This is a genomic window from Streptomyces sp. ISL-12, assembly GCF_018614415.1.
Lineage (GTDB): Bacteria > Actinomycetota > Actinomycetes > Streptomycetales > Streptomycetaceae > Streptomyces.
Map to the genome: position 1 here is coordinate 22,399 of NZ_JAGGOO010000008.1, position 15,395 is coordinate 37,793.

17 protein-coding genes are annotated in these 15,395 nt (G+C 71.0%); all 17 read right to left on the reverse strand.

Annotation, left to right across the window (positions count from 1 at the left end):
* Positions 1-24: 24 nt before the first annotated feature.
* A complete protein-coding gene (locus J7I94_RS02045) occupies positions 25-1,824 on the reverse strand; it encodes a VWA domain-containing protein (protein WP_215164703.1) in 1,800 nt (599 codons plus the stop codon).
* The gene (locus tag J7I94_RS02050; RefSeq protein ID WP_215164737.1) at positions 1,821-2,963 is read right to left on the reverse strand and encodes an AAA family ATPase; all 1,143 of its coding nucleotides are present in this window, start codon (positions 2,961-2,963) and stop codon (positions 1,821-1,823) included. The genes J7I94_RS02045 and J7I94_RS02050 overlap by 4 nt, the downstream gene beginning before the upstream one ends.
* Before the next feature lie 194 nt (positions 2,964-3,157).
* Positions 3,158-3,379 carry a hypothetical protein gene (locus J7I94_RS02055; RefSeq protein WP_215164704.1) on the reverse strand — a complete coding sequence of 74 codons (222 nt, stop codon included), beginning with the start codon at positions 3,377-3,379 and terminating at the stop codon, positions 3,158-3,160.
* A 299-nt stretch (positions 3,380-3,678) separates the two neighbouring features.
* Entirely contained in the window at positions 3,679-4,782 is a 1,104-nt protein-coding gene (locus J7I94_RS02060; RefSeq protein ID WP_215164705.1) for a hypothetical protein, read from the reverse strand.
* Positions 4,783-4,870: 88 nt separating this feature from the next.
* Positions 4,871-5,203 carry a hypothetical protein gene (locus J7I94_RS02065; protein WP_215164706.1) on the reverse strand — a complete coding sequence of 111 codons (333 nt, stop codon included), beginning with the start codon at positions 5,201-5,203 and terminating at the stop codon, positions 4,871-4,873.
* The gene (locus J7I94_RS02070; protein WP_215164707.1) at positions 5,200-5,628 is read right to left on the reverse strand and encodes a hypothetical protein; all 429 of its coding nucleotides are present in this window, start codon (positions 5,626-5,628) and stop codon (positions 5,200-5,202) included. Before J7I94_RS02070 ends, J7I94_RS02065 begins: the two co-directional genes overlap by 4 nt.
* Positions 5,629-5,665: 37 nt before the next feature.
* Positions 5,666-6,775, reverse strand: coding sequence for a hypothetical protein (locus J7I94_RS02075; RefSeq protein ID WP_215164708.1), 1,110 nt, complete (start codon positions 6,773-6,775; stop codon positions 5,666-5,668).
* Positions 6,768-7,508, reverse strand: a complete 741-nt coding sequence (locus J7I94_RS02080; protein ID WP_215164738.1) for a glycosyltransferase family 2 protein — start codon at positions 7,506-7,508, stop codon at positions 6,768-6,770. The genes J7I94_RS02075 and J7I94_RS02080 overlap by 8 nt, the downstream gene beginning before the upstream one ends.
* 235 nt (positions 7,509-7,743) lie before the next feature.
* Positions 7,744-8,130, reverse strand: coding sequence for a hypothetical protein (locus tag J7I94_RS02085; RefSeq protein WP_306521712.1), 387 nt, complete (start codon positions 8,128-8,130; stop codon positions 7,744-7,746).
* 94 nt (positions 8,131-8,224) lie between these two features.
* Positions 8,225-8,599: a hypothetical protein gene (locus J7I94_RS02090; protein WP_215164709.1), complete on the reverse strand. Its 375-nt coding sequence runs from the start codon at positions 8,597-8,599 to the stop codon at positions 8,225-8,227.
* Positions 8,600-8,806: 207 nt separating this feature from the next.
* Positions 8,807-9,310 (reverse strand): hypothetical protein, encoded by a 504-nt coding sequence (locus J7I94_RS02095; RefSeq protein ID WP_215164710.1) that lies wholly within the window; start codon positions 9,308-9,310, stop codon positions 8,807-8,809.
* A 78-nt stretch (positions 9,311-9,388) separates the two neighbouring features.
* On the reverse strand, positions 9,389-10,903 hold the full coding sequence (locus tag J7I94_RS02100; RefSeq protein WP_215164711.1) for a VirB4 family type IV secretion system protein: 1,515 nt from the start codon (positions 10,901-10,903) through the stop codon (positions 9,389-9,391).
* A 28-nt stretch (positions 10,904-10,931) separates the two neighbouring features.
* Positions 10,932-11,381, reverse strand: coding sequence for a DUF6238 family protein (locus tag J7I94_RS02105; RefSeq protein WP_215164739.1), 450 nt, complete (start codon positions 11,379-11,381; stop codon positions 10,932-10,934).
* Between the two features lie 45 nt (positions 11,382-11,426).
* Positions 11,427-12,896, reverse strand: a complete 1,470-nt coding sequence (locus J7I94_RS02110) for an SCO6880 family protein (protein ID WP_215164712.1) — start codon at positions 12,894-12,896, stop codon at positions 11,427-11,429.
* Between the two features lie 67 nt (positions 12,897-12,963).
* Positions 12,964-14,316 carry an ATP-binding protein gene (locus tag J7I94_RS02115; protein WP_215164713.1) on the reverse strand — a complete coding sequence of 451 codons (1,353 nt, stop codon included), beginning with the start codon at positions 14,314-14,316 and terminating at the stop codon, positions 12,964-12,966.
* A gap of 18 nt (positions 14,317-14,334) precedes the next feature.
* Entirely contained in the window at positions 14,335-15,012 is a 678-nt protein-coding gene (locus tag J7I94_RS02120) for a hypothetical protein (protein ID WP_215164714.1), read from the reverse strand.
* A complete protein-coding gene (locus J7I94_RS02125; protein ID WP_215164715.1) occupies positions 15,012-15,323 on the reverse strand; it encodes a DUF6112 family protein in 312 nt (103 codons plus the stop codon). Before J7I94_RS02125 ends, J7I94_RS02120 begins: the two co-directional genes overlap by 1 nt.
* Positions 15,324-15,395: the final 72 nt, after the last annotated feature.

Genomic DNA, 15,395 nt, shown 5'->3' on the forward strand with positions numbered 1-15,395 from the left:
CTGCTTTCTGTCTTCTGTGTTGTCTCAGCGTGTCCTGCGGATGGCGTCTGTGGCCGCCGTGGCGATGGCGGCGGGAGCGCTGGAGGGTTGGGGAAGGTGCAGCAAGGTGGTCCCCGGCAAGTGGTGGGACTTCGCGGTGAGGGTGAGCTGGAGTACGGCGCAGCCGGCGGTCGTGAGCTGCTTGACGCGGGTGACGGCTTGAGCGGTTTCGTCGCTGTCGTACCGGGCGTCGGTGACGATCACGAGGAGGCGGCCGGTGCCGGGGTGGCTGAGTGCGAGGGCGTGGTCGAGTGCGTCGATGGCGTCGGCGAGGTTGTGGTGGCCGCCGTTGGCATTGAACGTCGTCACGCGCTCTGGTGCTCGGTGGGTGGGTCGGGTCAGTGCGGTGAGGTGCTGGTCGTAGGCGATGGTGGCGGTACGGGAGTCGGGGTCGGTCAGGGCTGCTGCGCGTGCCACGATCCAGGCAGCGGACGCGACGGGCGCGCAGGCGGCACGCATGGAGCCGGAGACGTCGACGGCGATACCTACACGCAGCGGTGGGGTGGGGGAGTTCCGGCGGCGGGTGTGGGTGAACGGTTCCGCGGTGGGGACTGACCCGGCCGCCCGCTGAGCGTCGCGGGCGAGGGCCGCGCGCATGTTGAGGCGGCCGGGTGGGGTGGGGCTGGTGGTCCGCTCCTCGGTCCGCTCGCGGTAGGCGGCGGCACGCAGGGCGCGGCTCAGGCGCGCGGCGGCGCTCTGCTCGGCGGCGGTGGGCTTGCGGGTGCCGGTGACCGGGTTGTTGTAGGGCGCCGGTGTGCCGTCGGGGTTGACGGTGGTGCCACGGGCGTTGAAGACCGACTTGGCGGTGGCGGCGGCTTTGCGTCGCTGGTCGGCTCGCTGGGCGCGGTCCTGAGCCCGCGCCTTGGACTGCGCGGCCACGGCGTTGGCCGCTGCGTCCTGTGCCGCGAGGTCGGCGGCGTCGGTGGCTGCCGTGCTGTCCATGACGACCCCCACGGCGCCGGACAGCAGATCGGTGAGGTTCTCCGGCACGGGCAGGGCGGGGGCCGCGGCGTCCAGAGCGTCGCACCATTCTTGAGCGTGCGCGAGCATGGTCGTGGCGTCGGGGTCGGCGCACTGGTGGGCTGCGGTCCAGATGCGGGTGAGGGTGGCCAGCAGGTCGGCGCCCAGCACCTTCTTGCACAGATCGGCGACGGCCCGGGTCTCGCCGGCGTCCAGGATGCCGACGTCACGGCGGCCGAGGATCAGGGCCGCCACACCGGCGGCGTGCTCTATGCCCTGGAGGGTGGGGTGGGCGATGTCGGGCATGACCAGGGTTCGGGCACTGGTGCGCAGGTACGTGCGGTCCGTGGGCCGCGTGATCAGGTGTGCGCCTTCGACGCGGCTCTCCTCCAGTAGGAGCGCGGCCTCGACGACACGGGGGTTCGCTCCGGCCGGCGCCGTCCAGACGGAGTGGGCCGCGTGCGCGGCCTCGTGGACGAACACTCCCCAGGCGGCGGGATACCGCTCCTCGTCGCCCACGATCCGCGGACGGATCTCGTGGGGCTGGAGAGGGGCGAACAGGCCGGCGTCGAACTCGACCTCGCCCAGAGTGGGGAAGAACGCGGCCGGTGCGCCGCTGCGCGTGCCGGGGCGGCAGGTGACGAGGAGGTCCTGGCGGCCGGAGAGGGCGACCAGCCGATCGCCGAGTTCGGCTCCCACGCGCAGCCACGCGGCCGGGGAGGAGCGGGGTTGCGCGGGCGGGGCGCCGTCGTCGTCCCAGCGTGCGAGGTCGGCGTCGTCGTTCGGCGTGGTGGCGGGGGACTGGACGTGGTGATGGGCGCTCATCGCGAGCGGCCCCGGGGCGCGGAGCCGGCGCTGCCCGGGGGCTGCCGGACGGCTGAGGCGGAAAGCTGCTTGCCGAGAGTGAGGGGAGAGACCTCCTTGACGCCGACAGCCTTGATGACGGCGTCGGCGACGGCGTCACGATCCTCCAGAGGAGCGATGCCGACCAGGTTCGCGAGCGCGGCTTTGGTGCCGAGGACGGCCTCGGTCTTCTGGTAGCTGAGCAGCTCTCGCAGTTGGGGGGCCCAGCCCAGCTCGCCGAGTTCGACCTGGTGGGCGAGGTGTCGGGCGACCCGGACCACCCGGGCATCGATCTTCAGCGCCAGGGCGAGGTCATAGTCCGTGCCGATCTGGATCTGCACGCTGAACCGGCTCGCGAGCGCCTCCGTCAACACCGCCCCGTGGACGCCGGGATTGTGGCCCGCCACCACGTAGAAGCCCGGCTCGGCCTTGATGGTCTCGCCCTTGTGGGCCTTGACCTGGATCTGCCTGCGCCCGTCCATCGCGGGATACAGCGCCGCCAGGACCTTCGGTGAGATCAAGGTGGCATCGTCGATCAGCAGGGCGCGGCCCTCGGTCATCGCGGTGACCAACGGACCGTACTGGAAGACGTAGGCTCCCGCGTCGTCCTGCGTGTACTCGCCGATCAAGTCGCCGACCGTGGTGTCGCCGTCACCGGCGACGGTCAGCAGGTCCGGGAACGCCGCCTCGACCAGACTCGTCTTGCCGGTGCCCGGAGGGCCGTAGAGCAGCACCGGCACGTCGGCGTCGCGCAAGCGATTCAACGCCTCGACGTCGGGCAGATCGGCCAGCTCCCGGGGATGGTATATCTGGCCCCCCGCGCGGCGGATCGGGCCGGTCTGCCTGGGCGTGGCTGCTGCGGGAATGGTCGTGCGGGTCGTGGCCGCCTGGGCGCGGGGAGAGTGGGTGCCCGGTGGGCTGATCACAGCCCTCTGCGCGGCTGCGACGGTTTTCGCGTTCGCGCGGAACTCCGGTTGTCCGGTCCCGCTGCGGTCGGCCTCGCCGCGTCGCACCAGGGTGAGGGCGGCGTTGCGGACGGCGCCGTGGGAGTGGCCCAGCTGCCTGGCCATGTCCCCGATGGTGAGCTTGTCCGCCGGCCGGTCGGCCAGCAGACGGGCCACCTTGGCCCGTAGTTCGCCGCCCTTGGTGCGCGCTGGACTGGTAGGCGTTCCGGGTGTGGTCAAAACGAGGCCCCTTCAACAGGTGCGGGAACTGGCGGGGTTGGTAATGCGCTGAAGAGGCTGACCGCTCTCGGAGCGGATCACGGACTGTGCCGACATCGGCGACCGGGCCAACCGGGGCGTACCGTCGGCGCTCACCGGCCGACCGAGGGCCCGGTCCAGGTGCACGGGATGGCCGGCGACGAGCAGCTCGCTGGCTGCCAAGCAGGCCCGTGCGTCCGCTCCGTACCGGGTTCCGTCGCTCGGCAGGTGCAGCCTGGCGTCTCTTCGAAGCCGGCCTGGAGCAGGATCCGCCGGGCGGCGGCGTTGTAGCCGGTGGTGGTGATCTCGCCGGTGATGGTGTGCCGAATGGTCATGAACGGCTCTGCTGGTGCTTCGGGCAAGGCAGGTCTCCTATCGATGGTGGCGGGGAAAGTGGTGGGGTGTTGGGCGAAGGCGAGGCGGGCCCGGAGCTTCCAGCACATCAACGGTGCGTGGCTGGACCACGAACGATGGGCAATGACTGCCGACATGCTCCAGGGCCGGCCTCACCGCCCCGCAGCTACCTGACTCGCCTTTCCGCACGTTTCGATAGCCGGGTGTACCAACAACGGCCGTTGATGGCTCTTTCCTTGGTATCGGTGAGCGGGTAAGGGCAGGGGCCGAGTGCCGGGTGCTACTGGCGGCGCGTGACGGACGTGTTGCGAGGTGGTGGTACGGGCGGTGTGGTCTCTACGGCAGGGCGGGGCCGAATCCGGGGCAGTACTGGGGCACGGTGAGGCGGCAGAACTGCGACAGTGGCCCCCAGGTCCTCCGCCGCGTCGATCACCTCGTACGTGAGGGCTTTCAGTTGCTGGCTGAGGGCGGACAGCCGTCCGCCGATCCGCTGGCCCTGGACGGTGTCGAGTGCGAGGGAGAACTCCGCTGCGGTTTCCAGGAGTTCCCGCAGCCGGACTATCGGCCCGGACTGGTAGCCGGTCTGCGCGGCGCTGACCAGGGCCTCGGATACCTCAGAGGCCGTGCGCGCTTCTACGACTTCCCGCAGCAGCTCCTGCAGGGGGCGCTCGGGCGCGGCCTCTGGACGGCTGTACCGGGATGAGGCGTTGGGCCGCAGAACCCCAGGGGGCACAGCCGGAGGCAGTTCCTGCACGGCCTCCATCTCAGTGTCGAATCGGCCGATGACCTCCCAGCCCGGCGCGTCCGGGTCACCGGCCAGGGCGACGATCGTGGAGGTGTCGTCCTCGACCAGGTACGCCCAGGTGATCAGGCGGCCGTCGGACGCGTACCAGGACTCGGACAGGTCCAGTTCGCCGCGGCTCCGCGCTGCCCGGGCGCGGCCGGTCCAGAGCTGACGTTCCTCAGCGGTCATCTCGGGGCGGGGCTGGTGGTGCTGGTCGGCGAGGTCGGCGGCGACGGAGCCGTACTCCGCCCACAGCGCCAGGTGGGGCCACACTGCCGCATGCTGCTCGCGCTCGGCGGCGGAACCTCGTACAGCGGGTTCGCCGAGAGCGCGGGCGATGTGCGAATGGGAGGCGGCGAGCACGTCGAGCAGGTCGCGCCACGCTGTGACGTGCCGGGCCGGAGTCATCGTGGCCAGGGCACCGCGGGCCGCGTCCAGCAGTGGCTCGGCGTACTGGGCGAAGCCGGCCGCGTAGGTGTCCAGGGCTGTGGTGGTCCGGCGGGTGAGTACAGCCGCCGCTTGCTGCGGGTGGATGGTGCGTCCGTAGCGGTCGCGGGTGGCGTCGAGGTCGGTCTCGGCCCTCTGAACGAGAACGGCCATCCGCGACCGGAAGTCCCGAGCGCGGTCGGTGAGTTCGTGGACGTCGGGCGTGTGGTGGTTCGTGATCTGCTGCTCCTGAAGTGTTTGGTCAGCGGGGCCGGCGGCCGGGCGGGGCCTGCGCGGTCATGGCCACTGGGTGTGCCGGAGGGGCGGTGCGGGGCGGCTCGACGCGCAGGCCGGGGTCGAGATGCACCGGGTAGCGGGCGGCGGTGAGCATGTCCGCCGCCCAGGTGGCGTGCTCGTTCTCCCAGTCGCGCCCCAGGTCGAAGGGAAAGCGGACCCAGTAGCCGCGCAGGACCGGCTGGAACAGGAAACCGGCCCGGCGCAGCAGGTCGGCGGCGAAGGCGTCGTAGGGACCGGTGACTTCGACTTCGCCGCCCTGCCCGCGGGTGATGCGGATCGGGTCGCTGCCGGGCGTCACCGGGTCCGTCCGGTGGGCTGGTGGACGGTGGGGGCGTAGGTGGGCTTGGGCGGGACAGGCCGTCCGGACGGCAACGCGGTGGTGGGCGCGGTGTGGTGCTGGGTCGAGCGTCGGGTGGCGGCTTGCACGAGGCGGCTGCGGCGGTCTGCGAACGCGATGCGCGGGTCGACGGGGGCGGTGACGTAGTCGGCGTGGACCGTGTATCCGGTGCGCCGCAGATCCTGGATGGCCTGCCGGGCCCGGCGCAGGCCGTCGCGTTCAGGCTCGGTGAGCCGGAACAGGCCCGGTGTACCGGGGACGGGCTCGAACTGCTCGTGCGTGAGCAGCCAGTGAGCCAGGTGCGGGGGCACGGCGGGGGAGAGGGCAGCGGCGACGAGGCCGTGCTGGGGATGGGTGCCGAAGGCGAAGTGGAAGCTGGAGTTCAAGGAGATGGATGTTCCTGACGGTGGTGGTGGCCGCAGGTCAGCGGCGGGGCGTGTGCGGCCCCGGCGGCAGGGCGGGAGGCGGCGCGGGAAGGGCAGGTGCGGTGGGCGGGCGCGGTGCCGCGGCACGGGCCTGCCGCTGGAAGGTTTCTCGGTGCGTGAGCCACGTTTCGATGGCCCGCCAGATCCGTACGGGGTGCTCGGCGGGAGACAGTGCCCCGGCATCCACGTCCTCGCGCGTGTTCTCCGTGTCGAGGAGGGCTCTGGCGAGCAGGTCGAGCGGCCGGGCGTCCTGCGGCCAAGCGGTGGACGCGGGGCGGCATCGGTCGAGCAGCGCGGGAGCGTGGTGCATCACGGCGTGGAACTCACGCCACGCGGTGTCCAGGAACGCGCTGGTGGCCTCGCCGAACACCGCGACGTCGGCGGGGCTGGCATCAAGGGACCAGGCACGGGCGCGGTGATCACGCCAGCTGCTCAGTTTCGCGTGAATGAGGCTGAGGGCCTCGGCCACGGTGTCGGCCCGCCAGTTGTGCACGGCACGGTCGTAGGCGGGCAGGAACCGTTCGGCGATCGCCTGCGCGGCGCGTCCGGGAGACGACGGCGCCACAACGCTGCGCGGAGCGTGCGGGGCACCGGGGCGCTCGAAAAAGGCACTGGGGGCGAAGGCGCCCACGAGGTGGTCACGCGGGTGACCGGGACGTTCGACGAGGAGCAGCCTGGTGTCGGTCGACAGGTTGGTCAGGAACGCCGCGTACGGGATCCGCGCATTCTGCACGGCCTGGCCGAGTTCCCCGCTGTCCCACACCCAGGGCACGAGGTCCTCCTGCCAGACGGGATGCTCGTACACCGCGACGCGCGCCGTCCAGGTGCCGGGCAGCCGGTGGGCGATGTCACGGGCCGTATCGCCGATGAAGTGCCGGCCGCTCATGGTCACGCGGACGCCGCTCAGGTCGGCGCGGCGGCTCAGGTCGGACACAGCGGCTCGGGCGGCGGCCGGGCTGGCGGCTCCCAGCTGGTAGATGCCGTCCTCGCCGGGCCGGAAGCCGGTCTCGTCCAGTACTGTCTGGGCCCGTCGGTACTCCTCGCCGTTCACGAGGGCGAGGATCCCCCGGGCCTGGCCCAAGGTGAGGATGATCTGTGCGTCAGCCACCGGCGACCACTTCACGGCGGACGACGGCACGCAGGCTCCGGCCGTAACGCCAGGCGTGCTCTCGTGCGGCGGGCTCCAGACGGTCGAAGTCGCGCTGGGCGGTCATCTGTCCGGGGTGCTTGCGGTACCGGTACACCGGGCGTGGCAGCAGGATGCCGGGGGCGAGGCTGGTGACGCCGATCACGGACATGAAGTCCTCGCCCTGGACGAGCCCGCCCATCGGCGCGGCCCGTACGAGGCCGATGCGGGCGAGGAGCGTGGTGGGGCCGAGGGGGAACACCTCCTCGGGCCTGGGCCAGTAGTCCATGACGACGCCCGGCTGGTGCCGGCCGGGCGGGGTGGGGCAGCGCCACAGCCGGGCCGAGCCGTCGGGGTACAGGTCCTGGATCCAGCCGGCGCACCATCCGACCCCGGTGGATTCCAGGACAGACAGCCTGGCGGCCATGGCATCGTCGGTGAACTCATCGTCATCGTCAGCCCAGTTCACGTACCGGGTGCGGACCTCGTTGAGGGCGAGGTTGCGGGCGCAGGCGGCACCGACCGGACGGGGGATCGGCAGGGTACGGATGCGGGGATCGGCCGCGAGCGGGCCCGGCAGCCGCGTGGGGTCGGCGCCGTCGAGGGCGATCACCGCCTCCCACGGCACCGACTGCCGGGTGAGGCTGGTGTGCAGGGCGGTGAGGTAGTCGAGGCGGTCATCGTGCAGGCGGGTGGCGACGACGACCGTGATCAGGGCAGCGGGCAGGGAGGTCTCCGGGGGAGGGGCGGTGAGGGTCAGCGTCGGATGGCTGTGCGGGGCTTGGCCGATGCCGTGGCGGCCGTGGTTCCTGGTGCCCGATTGGTGGACGAGGCGGTGGTCACCGAGAGCGTGACGGGTACGGGCCAGTGCGCCGGGTGGTCACTGAAGGGGGAGCGGGGATCGGTGGTCCAGCCGACGACGGGCCCGGCATCGGCGTAGGGAACGGCGATCATTCGATGCCCTGCGAGTGCAGGACGTAGCCCCACTGCACGTCCTGGTCGACCGCGGTCTGTTCGGTGACCGTCATGCGCACTGGTGGGGACCCGTCGACGGTGAGCACGTGGTCCAGGGTCGTGCTGGGCCACTGCTCCCCGTCGGTCAGGGCCGTGACGATCTCGGGCGGAGCGCCGTCCAGCAGATCGGTGCCCAGCTCGTTCCAGCCGACGGCCACGTCGTCCACGAGATGCCGGGACATGGCGTCGAGGTCACGTGCGAAGCGGTACTGGTACGCGGTGAGCAGCAGGGGCCGGTGGTGGCTGGGACGGCCGTCGAAATGGACGTAGATGCCGGTGTAACCCGTGTCGGCGGGACGAGCCAGGAAAGAGCGGGTGGACAAAAGGCTCCAGAGGGGGCGAGGGCGGGAGCGGTGCCGGCGGGCCGTGCTGCCGCACGGTGGAGAAGGCGGGTCGGGCTCCTGGTAACGCGAGGGCTCAGCCTCGTGGCCGGCCGGGGCCCGGCCGGGTGGGCGGCGGAGGAGGGGCCGGCGGGCTGTTCTGCGAGCCGAGGGCCTGCTTCGTGACCGCGTCGAGGTCGGGCGCTGGATCGTAGTGGGCGCGCAAGATCTGCAGATCGGCGTGGGAGGCCATGGCCAGGGCGGACGAGATGCGGCTGGCGGCGTCCCGCAGCAGCCGGGGCGGGGAGCCGCGCTCGGCGCCGCGGTTCTGGCCTCGCCAGGTGGCTGTCTCGGCGAGCTGGTCGATGACCTCGTTGAGGAACGGTTCGACGGCGTCCAGCAGCTTGTCCAGGACGGCGCTGAACTGGGCGGGCGTCTCGGCGGCTGCCAGGGCGCTCTTGAACGGGCTCATGTCCGGCGTGGGGAACGGCTCGGTCGGGAGCGGGTGTTCGGCCAGGAAGGGCTGGGCGTCGCGTCGTGCCCACCGGTACAGGTCGTCTCGGGTGGCGGAGCGGGTGTGGTAGGCATGGATCTGTTCGCTGCTGCGGCCGACGTTGTCGTACAGCTCGAAGTCGGGGTTCAGAGGAGGGCTCCTGTCAGTGCATTCCTGAGCGCGTCATCATCGGTGACTGCGTGGCGGGCTGTCGGGGCGCCTGGGGACAGTGCCGCGCATCTGAGCGATGTACTGCTCGACAGAGTGGTGGGTCTCGACGTGCTGGGCTGCTCTGGTGACGGCGTCGGAAGCACGGAGAAGGTGTCCTCGCCCGTCCGCATGGTTGATGACCAAGCCCCACTCGTGGCTGCTGGCTGCCAGCGTGCCGGGCTTCGGAGCGGGTGACATGGCGATGCTGACAGTCTCGCGGAAGCTGTGTACGGCTTCGCGGGTGTGCGCCACGGCGCTTTCCAGTTCGGCCATGGCTTTGGACGTGTGCTCGGACGGGTTGTTGCCGTGTCCGTGGGTGAACTTACGGGACAGCAGGGCCGTGTTCGTGGCAAGGATCTGGGCGGTGGCGAGGTGCTGTCGCAGTTCTGCGATCGGCAGCGGAGAGGGCACTTTGCCGGCGATGTCCAGCAGTTGGAGCCGGAGGCCGATCGTGCGCAGTTCCGTAGATACCTGCTGCAATTGCTGGGATGGTGGCGGTTTCGGGATTCGAGAGGGCACATCTCTCCCTTGTAGTAGTTGCCATGCATGGGTGACCGCTCAGTGCATGCGGGCGTCAGTGTCGAACATCGACAACTCCCGGGTATGCAGCAGGTGTTGGACGACGAAGGACCGGCCGGCGACCTTCCACAGCCCTCGTCCGCGGTTGAGGTGGGCGATGGCTTCGGTTTCCACTGGGGTGAGGCCGAGCAGGGAGGTAGCGGCGTGGAGCTGGTCGGTTTCCTGTCGGTAGATGATGCGGGTGGAGCAGTCGGCGAGGAGGCCCTCGGCGAGGGCTCGGCCTTGTGATCCGGCGTCGCCTGCGGTGAGTAGGTCGGACAGGCGGTGGATGACCATGAGGTTGGCGATGCCCAGGCCGCGGGAGAGTTTCCACTGGGCTTGCATGCGCTGGAGCAGGCCGGGGTGGCGCATCAGGCGCCATGCCTCGTCGTAGACGATCCAGCGTCGGCCGCCATCCGGGTCGGTGAGGGCGGATTCCATCCAGGCGGAGGCGCAGGTCATGGCGAGGACGAGGGCGGTGTCGTCGCTGGAGCCGCCGAGCCGCGACAGGTCGATGGTGAGTATCGGCGCTCTGGGGTCGAAGGCGACGGTGGAGGGCGCGTCGAACATGCCGGCCAGGTCACCGTGGACCAAGCGGCGTACGGCGTGGGCGAGGTCGCGGGCGGCTTCGCCGAGCCGCCCGGACATCATCCCCGCGGCTCGGTCCAGGGCGACGGGGTCGTTCAAAGCGGTGGCGACGTCCCCGAGCAGTGGGGTCTGGTCGGTCTTGGCGGCGCGGGTGACGACGAGGTCAAGGGCGACGTCCAGGGCGGTGTGCTCCATGGGCAGCAGGTCCCGGCCGAGGACGGTGCGGGCCAGCGACCCGAGGAGCAGCAGGCGTCGTTTGCGGATCTCGCCGTTCCAGTCGTCCTCGGTTACGGAGGCAGGCCGAGGGGCGGCGTCCAGTGGGTTCAGCCGACCGGGCAGGCCCGGGCCGAGTGCGACGGAGGTGCCGCCGAGAGCTTCTGCGACGGGCGTCCACTCGCCTTTGGGGTCGCACGGCACGTAGACGCGATAACTGAAGGCGACCGATCGCAACGCGAGACTCTTGGCCAGTGCGCTCTTGCCCTGGCCGATAACCCCTGCGAGCAATACGTTGGGGTTGGTGAAGCCCTCGACCTTGCCGTACAGGGCGAACGGATCGAAGACGAAGGAGGCTTCGGCGTGGACGTCGCGGCCGATGTAGACGCCCTCGGCGCCGAGTCCGCCCTCGGCGAGGAACGGGTATGCCCCTGCGGCGACCGCGGTGGTCATGCGGTGCGCGGGCAGCTTCAGCCTGTTGCCACGGGCTGAGGCATGCCCGGAACGCCCGGCGACCGGGTAGAGCGGCGAGGGCATCGTGTCCTCGGCGGGTGTCGCGGTTGCTGGGCGGAGCGTGGCTTCCGTACGCGCTCTGGCGGCGGCTTCGGCGAGTTGACGGCGAGTGGCCCTACGGCTGGCTCGGTCGGTTACGTGCGGGGTGAACAGGGGGCTTGCGGAGGCGCGGCGGGCGCGGTGCGCGGGCCGGTGGTTCATCGAAAGGCCCTCGTTTCGGTGACGCTGCTCACCGAGTGCAAGTGGTGACGTGCGGGCGGTTGAGGTCGGTGGGGGTGGTCTTGCGGCGGACGGCGCGGCCTGCGGCGAGGTGGCGTTGACAGATGGTGAGGACCGGCGGTTGCTCAAGCAGCCGGCCGGGACGGCACTCGGTCACCTCGCCTGATGCGGTCGGCAGGAGGTGAAAGGCCGAGTGAATCGCGGCCATGGCCAGCCACAGCCGGGCGTGTGCCTCGGCCAGGTGCCGTCCTGCTGCGGGCAACGGGGGGCGGGTGGCCTCGGAGCACTGGGCGATGAAGTGGTGCACCTCGGTGAGGTGAGCGTGGAGCACGTCGAGATGGTTGCGGTCCACAGGCTCCGGCTGCGACGCGTGGTGCAGGCCGCGGGTGTGGTGGCGGACGCCGGCGGTGGCGGCTCGCAGATAGGGGTGCGCGTCGCCGGGGGGCGGAGGAGGAAACAAAAGGTCGGGAGTCCTTCCTGCCACCACCAGGAGGGGTGGCCGGGTTCACAGAGCGGTGCGGGCTAGGGGGAGCGCGGAGACGGGAAAGGCTGCGGGCTGCTGGAAGAGCAGGCGGCGCAGGTCCACGCCGGCGGTGACGGCAGCGGTCTCGATCTGGGCACATGCGGCGTCCAGAAGTGCGTCGGTCTCGGCGCTGACGGTGAGGAGGCCGGTCAGCGCGACGTCGGCGTGACCGGCGATGAGCTGCCGCTCACGTTGTTTGACGTCGGCGTACTCCACGGAGTCTTCCTCGTGGTCGACCTGTCCCCGGCGGGCGCGTTCGTTGGCGTCGGCGATGATGGCGGCCTTCTTGCGCTGCACGTCGCGCAGTGCGGACTCCAGGGCCTGGGGCACGTAGATGAGAGAGAGGCTGCGGCGGATGTCGGCGGTGAACATCAGGCCGTGCAGGAAACCTGCTCCCATTTCGACCCGCGGCCAGTTCTCCACCCAGTAGGTGGTGTGGCGGGCGGTGTCGGTGGCGAGCCGGTCATCCTCCTCGACCTGGACGACCGGCCCGGCAGCGGCGGGATCGGCTTCGGCTCGCCCGGTGGCAGACCACTGCTGCAAGGCGGCGAGGGCCTTGGGGTCGTAGGCGGTGCGGACGACGGCGGCGATTTCCCGAGCGGTCAGCCAGCCGGTGACCATCAGGCCCGCGTTGCGGGCGGCCTGGGCGACGGAGGTGGTGGTCTGCTGCAGCACGGTGAAAGCCCCAGGGAGTCCGCCGCCGGCCTGGGAGATGAGCCGCTTGGCGGCCTTCAGGTCCAGAGAGATGGCGAGGTAGGTCTCATGAGGGGCTGCGGTCGGGCCCGCGGATGCGACGAGTTCGGCGTAGATCTGTCCGGCGACGGGGGTGTGAGGCCGGCCATGCTGGGGCCAGTGGCGGGTGAGGGTGTCGCCGGAGTCAGGGACGGTGCGTTCCAGGACCTGCACGGCGGCGATGTGACCGGTACGGGCGATGCCGGCCAGGGCTCGCCCCCAGGCGGCCACGTTGTGGTTCTGCGTGCCGGGGTCGAGCAGAGCGAAAGCCCGGGAGGAGACGCGGGCGACGGCCGTCAGCGTCTGCTGGTGCGGGTCCTGGACGGCGGCGGCCCCGTTGGCGGAATCACCCGGGGTGACGACTTTCAACGAGGCGGCATCACCGGGCAGGTGCAGGATGCCATCGTGCCGGGGCCGGGTGACGGGTCGCGCGAGCCAGAGTGTCTGCCCGGTTCGGCGGCGGTAGCCATAACGGGCGACGATCGGAGCCCAGTCGATCAGGGACCGGCCGTTGCGGCGGACGGCGACCAGGGCGGCGACCACCGCCCACAGGGGAGCGAGGGCGAGAACTCCCAACAGACCGGTGCTGACGACCGTCAGCAACAGCAGAGCCAGTGCGGCGGAGACGAGCAGCAACTGGGGGAGGGTAAGGCCGAGGAGGACGCCACGGCGGGACCGGTGGGGGAACTTCACCGTCATCGGTGTGGACAGATCGGACAACGGGCGGGTCCTGGGGTACGCGGGGACGGGTGACGGTGAGCCTCCCGTCCCCGGGGCGGGCAGGCGGTCAGGGTCCGGTCGGCGGGGGCGGTGCCGCCACCGGGCCGTTCGTCGTGGTGGTACTCGGCGGACCAGCGGCCTGCTCACCCGGCTGCAGCGATGGCGACGGCGGCGGAGGCGTAGACGGTGACACGGACTGCCAGGGACTCTGGCCAGAGTCGGGACCCGGGCTGCCGCCGGTCTGTCCACTGGTGTCGTCGGTGGCCTTGGTCGGAGCCGGCTGGACAGCCTTCTGCAGACTCGATGTTGCAGAACCACCGCCCGAGGTCGTGCCACTGGTGCTGTTGGTCGCGCTGTCGGACGACGTGGGCGCGATGTCGCCGGGGAATCCTCCCTGGCCGGGGATGGCGTCCGGGCCCTGCGGGGCGCCTTCGGCGCCGGCTGCTGCGCCGCCGGCCCCGGCGGTGGCCGCCATCGAGGCGGCCTTCTTGCCGGTGCGCTCGGCGTGTTGCCGTGCGAGCTGGGCTCCGGCGCCGCCGGCCCGGTGCAGTGTCTCGCCGTCGGAGCTTTCGGCGGCCCAATGCACGAACTTGAACGTCGCGTACGGGCAGAGCAGTACGAGCACCATGATGACGATGCCTGCGAGGACATCGGCGAGGGCGGCCAATCCGTCCTGGGCCTCGGTCTTGCCCATCGCGGCGATTCCGAGCAGGAAGATGATGGTCATCAGGAGCTTGGAGACGACGAGGGTGGTGGTGGCCTCGATCCAGCCCTTGCGCCAGCGGCGCGCGACATCCCAGCCGCCGCCGGCTCCGGCGAAGACAGCCAACGTGACCATGACCAGGATGCCGACCTTGCGCACCATCATCACGCACCAGTACAGGACCGCGCCGAGAGCGGCGCCCAGGGCGGCGATGACGGCGACAAGCCACCCCAGTGGGGTGAGCGCGGGCAGCGCACCGACCTTGACGACGCGGCGGACCGCGGAGGCGATGTCGGTGTGCGCGGCTTGGAACAGGCCGTCACACAGAGCATCTGTGACTTCGACGGCGACCGTGGTGCAGGCGATGGCGGAGAACGCGAAGATCACACCGGCCGCAGTGCCGGTGAACGCCTGGGTGAGCAACTGGCCGTCGCGCCGGACCGCGGCGCGCACGAGCTGGGCGCAGAAAGTGCCCACCAGAATGATCAGGCCGATCGGCAGGATCGTCTCGTAGTTGTCGCGGAACCAGGCGGCGTTCAGGTCGACGGTGGTGGTGGAGCCGACGGCTCTGGCCGCGAGGTCGGTGGCGGTGGCGGCGAGTTCACCGGCGCTCTTCGCCATCCAGTCGCCGATGGCCTTGCCCGGGTTGGAGACGAAGTCGACGGCTGCGTCGACCGAGCAGACTGTGTTCGCGAGGGGAAGGTCACAAAACCCCATGGAGGTGTCTCCTTCCGGTCAGGGGGCGACGGCCGGCGCGATGGCGACGAGCGAGCAGGCGGCCGAGGGCCGGCACTGCACGGCGAGGGTGACGGAGCGTTCCTCCGCACCCCCGCCGCCCCTGGCCCAGGCGATGGTCTGCTTGCCGGTGACGGTCACGGCGTAGATGTACGCCTTCGTGATCTCCGATGGGTGCTCGGCGAGGGCCTGCTTGAACGCGGCCGGGTAGTGTCCTTCGGCCACGGCGGCGGTGGCGTGCTGCTTCTGGTCGGACATCCGTGACCACAGGGTGGGGTCCGGTATCTGCGCCGACACCGATGTCCAGTCGCCGTACTGGTCCTCGTCGGTCATCCACGCCTGCATGCCGGCGAGCTGTTGCTCGTGGCTGGTGGCGCGGGTGTCGTAGGTCCACAGCATCGCGGCGGCGGCCTTGGCGAAGGCGACCGGGTCGGAGGTGCGCGGCGGGCCGGCCACAGCCCCGCCACCGGCGCCCGGGTTCTTGGATCCGGATGGGGAGGAGGCGGAGCCGGTGGCGGGCGATGCGGTGCTGGACGTGGGGCTGTGCTGGTTGCTGCGGCCGACCAGGAGAGCGGTCACGGCGGCGAGGGCGAGCAGGCAGGCCAGAGCGGCTGCGGCGAGGGCGATGCGCCGCCTGGGCAGCCAGTCGGCCCCGTACTGGGCGAGTCGTTTCAGCATCAGTGAACCTGCGACCCCAGGTTGCTGAAGAAGGCGACGATGCCGTTGGCGGCACCGAGACCGATCGCGGCACCGGCGGCCACGGTGGCGCCCTTCTTGCCGTTGGCCTCGGCCTGGTGGCCACCGGTGTGGTGTCCCCACGCCCACACCGCGAGCGAGACGGCGAGCGCGCCGACCACGGCAATGATGCCGAACAGGTTGATCGAGTTGACGACGTTCTTCAAGACGGACAGGCCGGGCAGGCCGCCGCCCTTGGGAGAAATGCCCGGGTCGTAGGCGAGCTGGAGGAAACGGTCAGGAATGGGTGACACGGGTGGGCGGGACTCCTTGCGTGCGCAGGCCGGCAAGACCCGGCCTGCAGGGAGGTGAGAAGGACAAGGCGG

Coding starts and splice junctions, on each gene's coding strand:
- J7I94_RS02045 (WP_215164703.1), bottom strand. CDS start 1,824: ATGAGCGCCCATCACCACGTCCAGTCCCCCGCCACCACGCCGAACGAC.
- J7I94_RS02055 (WP_215164704.1), bottom strand. CDS start 3,379: ATGACCATTCGGCACACCATCACCGGCGAGATCACCACCACCGGCTAC.
- J7I94_RS02060 (WP_215164705.1), bottom strand. CDS start 4,782: ATGGCCGTTCTCGTTCAGAGGGCCGAGACCGACCTCGACGCCACCCGC.
- J7I94_RS02090 (WP_215164709.1), bottom strand. CDS start 8,599: ATGAGCCCGTTCAAGAGCGCCCTGGCAGCCGCCGAGACGCCCGCCCAG.
- J7I94_RS02100 (WP_215164711.1), bottom strand. CDS start 10,903: ATGAACCACCGGCCCGCGCACCGCGCCCGCCGCGCCTCCGCAAGCCCC.
- J7I94_RS02115 (WP_215164713.1), bottom strand. CDS start 14,316: ATGGGGTTTTGTGACCTTCCCCTCGCGAACACAGTCTGCTCGGTCGAC.
- J7I94_RS02120 (WP_215164714.1), bottom strand. CDS start 15,012: ATGCTGAAACGACTCGCCCAGTACGGGGCCGACTGGCTGCCCAGGCGG.